This window comes from uncultured Porphyromonas sp. (assembly GCF_934359325.1).
Classification (GTDB): Bacteria; Bacteroidota; Bacteroidia; order Bacteroidales; family Porphyromonadaceae; genus Porphyromonas_A.
The window spans coordinates 1-8575 of sequence record NZ_CAKRLH010000061.1; the positions used below are offsets into that span (position 1 = coordinate 1).

Annotated in this window: 7 protein-coding genes and 1 other RNA gene; all 8 read right to left on the minus strand. The window is 56.5% G+C overall.

What is annotated here, in order from left to right; translation table 11 throughout:
* Positions 1 to 120 precede the first annotated feature (120 nt).
* The gene (ribH, locus tag Q0F21_RS03655; protein ID WP_297130745.1) at positions 121 to 603 is read right to left on the minus strand and encodes a 6,7-dimethyl-8-ribityllumazine synthase; all 483 of its coding nucleotides are present in this window, start codon (positions 601 to 603) and stop codon (positions 121 to 123) included.
* A 21-nt stretch (positions 604 to 624) separates the two neighbouring features.
* Entirely contained in the window at positions 625 to 1878 is a 1254-nt protein-coding gene (locus tag Q0F21_RS03660; RefSeq protein WP_297237504.1) for an FtsX-like permease family protein, read from the minus strand.
* Between the two features lie 3 nt (positions 1879 to 1881).
* The gene (locus Q0F21_RS03665; RefSeq protein WP_297237506.1) at positions 1882 to 4122 is read right to left on the minus strand and encodes a GH92 family glycosyl hydrolase; all 2241 of its coding nucleotides are present in this window, start codon (positions 4120 to 4122) and stop codon (positions 1882 to 1884) included.
* Positions 4115 to 4936, minus strand: coding sequence for a purine nucleoside phosphorylase I, inosine and guanosine-specific (locus tag Q0F21_RS03670; protein WP_297237508.1), 822 nt, complete (start codon positions 4934 to 4936; stop codon positions 4115 to 4117). The genes Q0F21_RS03665 and Q0F21_RS03670 overlap by 8 nt, the downstream gene beginning before the upstream one ends.
* A gap of 18 nt (positions 4937 to 4954) precedes the next feature.
* Positions 4955 to 6244, minus strand: coding sequence for an amidohydrolase (locus Q0F21_RS03675; RefSeq protein ID WP_297237510.1), 1290 nt, complete (start codon positions 6242 to 6244; stop codon positions 4955 to 4957).
* Between the two features lie 3 nt (positions 6245 to 6247).
* Positions 6248 to 7624, minus strand: a complete 1377-nt coding sequence (locus Q0F21_RS03680) for a dipeptidase (protein ID WP_297237512.1) — start codon at positions 7622 to 7624, stop codon at positions 6248 to 6250.
* Positions 7625 to 8004: 380 nt separating this feature from the next.
* The gene (locus Q0F21_RS03685; protein WP_297237514.1) at positions 8005 to 8244 is read right to left on the minus strand and encodes a hypothetical protein; all 240 of its coding nucleotides are present in this window, start codon (positions 8242 to 8244) and stop codon (positions 8005 to 8007) included.
* 253 nt (positions 8245 to 8497) lie between these two features.
* Positions 8498 to 8575: a transfer-messenger RNA gene (ssrA, locus tag Q0F21_RS03690) on the minus strand; the annotation flags it as partial.

An 8575-nucleotide genomic window follows, 5' to 3' on the forward strand; every position in this document is an offset into this window, starting at 1 on the left:
GCGGTGGGTCCATCCCATCCTGCTGATGATCCTCTCCGGACTAGCCGGCTATCTCATTTATATATGAAAGAAAAGGCCTCTGCAATTGCAGAAGCCTTTTCTCTTAGCACGCTGTGGTGCTTATCTGCCGAAGCGGCCGATGAGCTTTAGGGCTGTGACGGCTGCCTCGATGCCCTTATTGCCGTGCTTGCCACCGGAGCGGTCAGTCGCCTGCTCCATGGTATTGGTGGTGAGGACACCAAAGATGATCGGCACGTCGATGGTGTCGGCATTGAGCTTGCCGAGGTTGACGGCAACCGCTTGACTGAGATAGTCGAAGTGGGGCGTCTCACCCTGGACGATACAGCCGATGGCGAGGATCGCATCTAGCTCTTCTGTCTGGAGCATTCGGTTGCAGCCGTAGATGAGCTCAAAGCTTCCGGGTACATACTCCACGAGGATGTCCTCCTCCCGCACGCCATACTCCTTGAGCGTGTCGATGGCGCCCTGTGCCATGCTATTAGTGACCTGATCATTCCACTCCGATACGACGACTGCGACTCTCTTGCCGGTCGCGTCAGGGATAGTCGTGGGGTCGTAGTTGCTGAGATTGGTTGTAGACATTTGATATATACTCTTTAGGTTTTACTCAAATCTTAGGACCTGCGCCGGATGAATCTTGCCGATCACCCGTGTGGGGATTAGCACAAGGAGCAGGGCAGAGATGACGATGATGAGATTAGTGAAGAGAAGGGTCTCCCACCGGATCTCCATCGGCACGTAGGCGGTGTAGTACTGCGATGGGTCGAGCTTAAGCGGCTTCCAGGTCATCTGTATGCCGGCGAGGAGTAGCGCAAGGGCGTTGCCCCATAGTACGCCCCGTCCCAGTACGAATGCCGATATGTGGAGGAAGACTCTCCTGAGCGACCTATCCGACTGACCGAGCGTCTTGAGGAGGGCGATGGCGCGAACCTTCTCCAGCACAAGGACGATGATGCCGGTGATCATTGTGATGCCGGCGACGACGATCATCAGCGCCAGGATCATGTAGACGTTGGCGTCCAAGAGACCGAGCCAACTGAAGATACCGGGGTAAAGCTCCTCGGAGGTGAACATCGTGTATCGCTCTTCATACCGCCCATTGCGCTCCGCTAAGTAGTCGAAGCAGTGGTCGAAGACCTGTCCGACCTGATTGTGGTCGGTCAGGTGTATCTGTATGCCCCCGACCTGGTTGCTGTCAAAGCCTGCGACGGACCGAACCAGTCGAATATCCCCCACCAGTAGAGCCTGATCGTACTCCTCAAACCCGGTGTAAAATAGTCCGGCCACCGTAAGGCGCCTAACCTTGAAGCTCTCCCCATCGGTGAAGTAGGAGAGGCAACGGTCGCCCACCTTCAGATCGAAGAGCTTAGCCAGCATCGTCGACATCACCACCTCCTCGTCCGACTCGCCGCTAAAGCTTGGGATCTCACCCTCAACCATATACTTAGCAAAGAAGTCGGCATTAAAGAGTGAGTCCACACCATGGAAGGCGACTGCACGGAAGGTGGAGTCGACCTTAATCAGGCTCATCTCATCGGCGAAGGAATAGACAGACGCCTTGGGGTCACGGCTTCGGGCGATCGATGTCAGGCTGTCGGTCAGCCCTTCAGGGAGATCCAGCGGTACTGTGTACCTATTGAATGTATTGTCCGGATTGGAGATCTTCACGCTACCGATGAAGCCATCGATTTTGCTCCGTATCTCTTGCTTGAAGCCATCAATGATGAAGAAGGAGATCAGTATCAGCAGGATCCCCAAGGCTATCCCTATGGTCGAGACCTTCACAACCGGTCGCAGCCGGGGCTTCGCAGTCTCGCTGTAGAGGAACTTCCGCGCAATATCTCGCTCTAAGCTCATGACTTAGTACTCGTAGCTCAGCACGCCTCCCTGTCTTAGCATCTCGTGAGAGATCCTGTGGCGCTTGAGAGGCTTGCCATTGAACCGTATCCCCTTGACATAGCTCTTCGCGTTCTGCGGTGCCCCCTCGATCACCAAGCGATCGGAGCCATACCAAGTCGGGTCGAGCCGGATTGTGATCCGGTCAAAGGTGGGGGCTGTCAGGGCATACTCGGGTACGCCGGGTACATCGGGGTAGAGACCCATCATAGAGAAGACCGCCCATGTGGACATGGTGCCGGTATCGTCATTTCCCGGGATCCCGTCAGGTGTCGCACGGAAGTGCTTTGCCAACAATTCGCTAACTAAGTGCTGTGTCCTCCACTCCTCGCCGCTGAAGTAGGTGAAGAGATAGGGGTAGGCAATGTCCGGCTCGTTGGATGGGTCGTAGTGCCCTTCATCAAATACGCTCTGTAACCGATTGACAAAGGCGCTTCGTCCGCCATGTAGACGAACCAGCCCGGGGATGTCGTGGGGTACAAAGAAGGCGTAATTCCAAGCGCAACCTGCGTGGAAGCCGGGATTGGGCTCAAAGTTCTTCCCCAGCTCAGGGTCGTAGGGCGAGAGAAAGGAGCCGTCGGGAAGCTTCGGTCGAAGCGTCTTCGTCGCCGGATCGTAGTAGTGCCTGTAGCCTAGACTCTGCTTATAGAATCGCTTTGCCTCTTCCTTGTGCCCGAGAGAGTCAGCGAGGATGCTCAGTGCATGGTCCGCTACGTAGTACTCGAGCGCATGGGAGACAGAATTGTCGTACTTTCCTCGCAGAGGCACATAGCCGAGCCGGAGGTAGTCATCGTTGTCGCTCCTTAGGAGGTTTGCTTCACTCGGCAGGGTAGCAGACTTAAGCATCGCCTCATAGGCGGTCTCTATGTCGTAATCCCGCAGCCCCTTGAGCCACGTGTCGACGATCACCGGTATGGCGGGATCTCCCTCCATCGTGAGCGTCTCACGCCCCATTAGCTCCCAGCGAGGTAGCCAGCCCCCCTCGCGGTACATATTGATCATCGACCGAACCATATCGAGTTGCCGCTCAGGATAAGCTAGCGTCAACAACTGATGGACGTTGCGGTAGGTGTCCCAGAGAGAGAAGATGGTATACCGGTCGTGTGCTGTCTGTCCCACGCTGTCGCTCTCCATAGTCGGGTACTGACCGTTGACATCCTGGAGGATGCTTGGCTGGATCATCGTGTGGTAGAGTGCTGTGTAGAAGACCCTCCGTTGCTCCTCCGTACCGCCCTCCACGGTGATGCGGCTCAGCTCCCTCTCCCAGCTTGAGGAGGCACGCTCTCGGAGTTGGGCAAAAGAGAGTTTCGCCGTCTCCGCCTCCATATTTTGCCAAGCGTTCTCAGTGCTGACAAAAGAGACGGCAAGTCGGACTTCGATCGACTCCCCCTCACTTGTCTCGTAGGTGAAGTAAGCGCCTATGTCATCTCCGGCAATCTCTCGACCATACTTCGTGTATACCTTGTACTTACCGGCGTGCTGGTCCCAAGCTGCCTCGGCAGTCATCGGCCGCTGATGCTTCCACCAGCCGGTCTGCTTCGGTGCTTTGGACACACGGAGGGCAAAGTAGATCGGATAGACCGCCTGGGGAACATCGTAGCAGAAGTTCCCCAGCAGCTTCATCCCCTCGATCTCAGTCTCACTTTTTCGCCTAAGGAAAGCCCCCGACTCATTCGTCAGCCCTTCACCGAGATTGAGCAGCAAGTGACTCTCCCCGGCGGGGAAGGTGAAGCAACTCACTCCGGTCCTGAGTGTAGAGGTGAGCTCGGCAGAGATGCCGTAGCGATCAAGCCGGACGGCATAGTACCCCGGCTCGGCACGCTCCTCACTGTAGGCGGTCCCATACTTGTGGTAGTCCGGCTCCAGCGGCCCGGTCGTCGCCATTAGGAGGAGAGAGCCCATATCCGGGCAGCCGACGCCACTCAGATTGACGTGCGCAAAGCCGGTGAGGAAGGAGTTGGTCCACTCGTACGGTGTGCTCCACCAGCGACTATCCTTGTCGTAGGTGTTGCTGTCGGAGCCCATGACATTGAAGGGCGTGACGGACATGATCCCCCAGGGGTACCGCGCACCGGGGTTAGTCGTGCCGTAATTAGTGGTCCCGATGAAGGGATCCACATACTCCACAAGGCGCTCCTGCCCGTAGGCAAGAGCGCAAAGGAGTGAGAGTAGGGCGGCAGCGACGGCTGCGGCACTCTTAGGCATAGATCGAGGCGATCAGGCGTCCGAAGAGCTTTGTCATGCGGTCCGAGGCGGCGTCTGCTGCTCGGATCACATCGTTCTCATCATTAACGTACTCGGGATCGTTATTGAAGCACTCGTTGGTGATGCAGGACATCCCGAAGACGTGTATCCCGCAATGTCGGGCCACGATCACTTCCGGTACGGTGCTCATGCCGATGGCATCCCCTCCGATGAGGGAGAGCATACGACACTCGGCAGGCGTCTCGTAGGAGGGACCTGTCCAGCCGACGTAGACCCCTCTCTGTAGTGAGATCCCCAGCTCACCGGAGAGTCTCTCAGCCTCGTGGATCAGCCCCCGATCGTAAGGGCGGGTCATGTCTGAGAAGCGGGGACCAAAGGCATCGATATTGGGCCCGATCAGAGGATTGGGGAGCCAATTGATGTGATCGGTGATGATCATCAGATCACCCACATGGAAGGAGGTATTGAGTCCACCTGCAGCATTGGATACAAAGAGGTACTCGATGCCTAAGAGGTGGAAGACCCGCACGTGGAAGGTGACCTTATCCATCGGATAGCCCTCGTAGTAGTGAAAGCGTCCCTGCATGGCGATCACCGGAGCGCCGTCCAGCGTACCGATGATCAGGTTGCCCTTATGTCCTACTGCCGTACTGACAGGGAAGTTTGGGATATCCTTGTAGGGGATTACCTTTGCATTCTCTATGCGGTCAGCGAGCTTCCCGAGCCCACTTCCCAGCGTGATCGCCACCTTTGTCCCCTCCGGTACAAATGGGCGGAGGTAATCGGCGGCTGCCTGATAGTCTTGTAGATTCATCTCTTGAGTATTTTGTGATTATACTGCTACACCGCTGCGACGGAAGAGCTCCTTGGACACTTCCTCAAAGCGCTCTCTGATCTCTCTCTCTCCCGGTATGACGCGGTGTCTCATCAGCACCTTCCCGTTGACGATCGTTGTGTCGATGACGTCTCCATTGGTGGCGTAGACGAGGTTGGAGATCAAGCTGTGTGTCGGCGTCATGTCGAGTCGGGAGAGGTCGACCAAGCAGACATCGGCAAGGTAGCCCTCCTCAATGCGACCACTCTCCAGGCGAAGTATCTCCGCCCCGATACGAGTAGCGCTGTCGAAGAGGTCACCCGCCTTATTCACCGTCGGGTCTCCACTCCAGCTCTTTCCCATAAAGGAGGCGCACTTCATCGCCGTGATCATGTCGAGGTTATTCGAGCTGGAGACTCCATCCGTCCCCAGTCCCACCCGGACACCTCGGCGGCGCAACTCTTCATATCTAAATTGGCTCCCCGAGGCAAGCTTCATATTTGAGGCAGGATTATGGACCACGCTACAGCCGTGATCAGCCAGCATCTGGATCTCCTCGCTGTCGAGCCAAAGCCCGTGCGCCAGCACAAGGTTGTCCGACAGCACCCCGATCTGATCAAGGAAGCGAACCGGTGTCGTACTGTACTTCTCGCAACAGTCGCGCCACTCAGTGTAGGTCTCCGAGAGGTGAAGGTGCACGAGGAGTCCATTGGCCTTCGCAAAGTCGGACCCATACTTGAGCTGCTCAGCCGATACCGTGTAGATGGCATGAGGACCGACCGATAGCTGCACCCTGTCGGAGAAGGTGCTGAAGAGCTTGAGATACTCGTCCAGCCGCTTCCGGTCCAGCGCCGCCCGCTCCTCATCCCATCGGTCAAAGAGGGTGTAGGAGAGGTTGGCTCGCAGTCCGCTCTCCTCCACTGCACGAGCCGTCCCCTCGGGGAGTGTGTACATGTCGAGGAAGGCGGTGGTGCCACTCTTGATCATCTCGAGGGTGGCTACACGGGCACCCCAGTAGATGTCCTCCTCTGTGAGGTGAGCCTCCACGGGCCAGATCATATTATTGAGCCAGTCCATCAGGTTGAGGTCGTCACCATAGCCACGGAAGAAGGTCATCGCCGAGTGGGTGTGACCATTCACGAAGCCCGGTATGATCGCCAGCCCGTCCCCCTCGATCAAGTCTGCCTCCGGATAGTCAGCCGGGGAGACGGAGCCGATCTTGGAGATCCGACTTCCCTCGATCAGTACATCTGCCCTCCGACGGTCATCGGAGGGCAGGAGTACATTCTGGATCAGTAGTGAGGACATAGATTACTTGTGACCGAAGCGGGCGTAAAACTCCGCCACTGTCTCGATGCCGTTGTAGAAGTTGGTCAGCGGGAAGTTCTCATTCGGCGAGTGGATGCCGTCGGAGCCGAGACCAAAGCCCATAAGGATTGTCTTTGTCTGGAGGATCCGCTCGAAGAGGATCACCACGCCGATACTGCCACCACTATGGTAGGCAATGGGACGCTTGCCCCAGACAGCCTCGAAGGCATCCTCTGCCACCTTGTAGGCTGGTAGGTCGGTCGGGCAATTGTATGCATCGGTGCCGCTCAGGTTGGTCACCTTGACGCGCACGGTGTCCGGAGTGAGTTCCTTGATATAGGGCTCAAAGGCAGCAATGATCTTATCCTTATCCTGATTGGCTACGAGTCGGGTAGAGATCTTGGCGGTTGCCTTGGCGGGGATGATCGTCTTTGCACCCTCACCGGTGTACCCACCATAAATACCGCAGACATCCAGAGCAGGTCTCCAGCTATTACGCTCGTAGGTGACGTAGCCCTCCTCGCCCTGTACACCGGGCACGCCGATCGCATCGGAGTAGGACTTGTCGTCGTACGGGATCTGAGCCACTTGCTTGTGATCCTCCTCGGTCATATCGATCACGTCGTCGTAGAATCCCGGGATAGTCACCTTGCCCTTTTCGTCGTGGAGCTTGGAGATGATCTTCCCCAGCTCGTTGATCGGGTTAGCAACGGCACCACCATAGTGACCGGAGTGGAGGTCGTGGCTCGGGCCGCTCACCTCTACCTCCCAGTAGCACATACCTCTCAGCCCGGTGGTGATCGAGGGTACCTCGTTGCTTACCATATCGGTGTCGCTGACGAGGATTACGTCACAGGCGAGGAGATCCTTATGCTTCTTCAGGAAGCTCTCCATATTGATCGATCCGATCTCCTCCTCTCCCTCGAGGAGTACCTTGACATTACACTTCACCAGACCCAGCTCGAGGGCAGTCCTCAGTCCCTGTACCTGCGTGGAGGACTGTCCCTTGCAGTCGTCCGATCCACGAGCTACGATCAGGCCGTCCTTGATCACCGGCTCGAAGGGATCCGGTTGCTTCCACTCATCAAGCGGCTCTGCCGGCATCACGTCGTAGTGTCCGTAGACGAGCACCGTGGGTGCCTCCTCGCTATACTTCTTCTCTGCAAAGACTGCAGGGTGTCCTCCCGTAGGTAGGATCTCGACGCGGTCCATGCCGATGCTCTTGAGGATCTCGCTCCAGCGCTCGGCGCAGCGAACCATATCCTCCTTGTGGGATGACTGTGAGCTGATGGAGGGGATGCGGATGAGTGAGAAAAGATCTTCCAGGAAGTCATCCTTGTGCTCCTCGACAAACTTCTTGATTTCCGGATTTGTGGCCATAGTGGTTTACATTGTACTCGGCTCGGGAGATCGTCGCATAGCCGAGGGGTGTCTATTATATACGTGTAGGTGTTGTGGGATCTCCGAGGAGTAGCGTCATAAAAGGTCATCGACCGACGCTCTCCGCCGCACCTGTCATCAAATTTACCCTTTTCCTCCTTTTCTGACAAATATCTGAAGGGCTGACGCATTTGAGCCTCGTCCATCATCAGCGTATCCGCATCCGCAAGGATGCCCGCTCCCTAAGAATCAGCCTCTCTGACGGGCATCAGATGGTTTACTGTATAGCTCAAATGCGTCAGCCCTGCGCCCCCAAACTAAACCCGGTATTAGTCATCACTATTACCGGGTTTAGTGATCACTAAACCCGGGTTTAGAATTCACCTAAGTCTATCCAGCTCGATACGATACTCCCCGGCGCCGGGGATCCCTGGCGGGATCCGCCTCCCGCTGGCATAGGGGATGAATGCAGGATCGGTCGGTGGCGGGGTGGCAGAGGAGGGGAACCGGTGGGTAAGCCCCTGCGGGACCGGGCGGGCGAGGTAAAACTCAAATGCGCAGCCCTGGAAATCTCTGCCCCGATAAGTGAAGAATGTCCCCACCGTCAAGTCCCAGTTCATAGGCTTTCTTTGCTATGTCCCTTATCGGTGTAGAAATGGCACTTCCTGTGGAAGGGATCCCCGTACTGAGTGGCAGCGAAGGATTAGACACTGTCGCAAGCAAGGAGAGGGACTCCGATCACTTAGCGCCTGGATGACAGCATTACATACCCCATTTTTGTCCGAGTTCGTGCCACTGTAACCCATTCTAACCTGCTCTGAGTATACGAGAAGCCCGCTTATACTGCTGTAACCAAGTATAAGCGGGCTTTAGTGGTGGAGATGGAGGGATTCGAACCCTCGTCCAAACATGGAACCAAGCTGCTTTCTACACGTTTAGCTCTGATCGGAT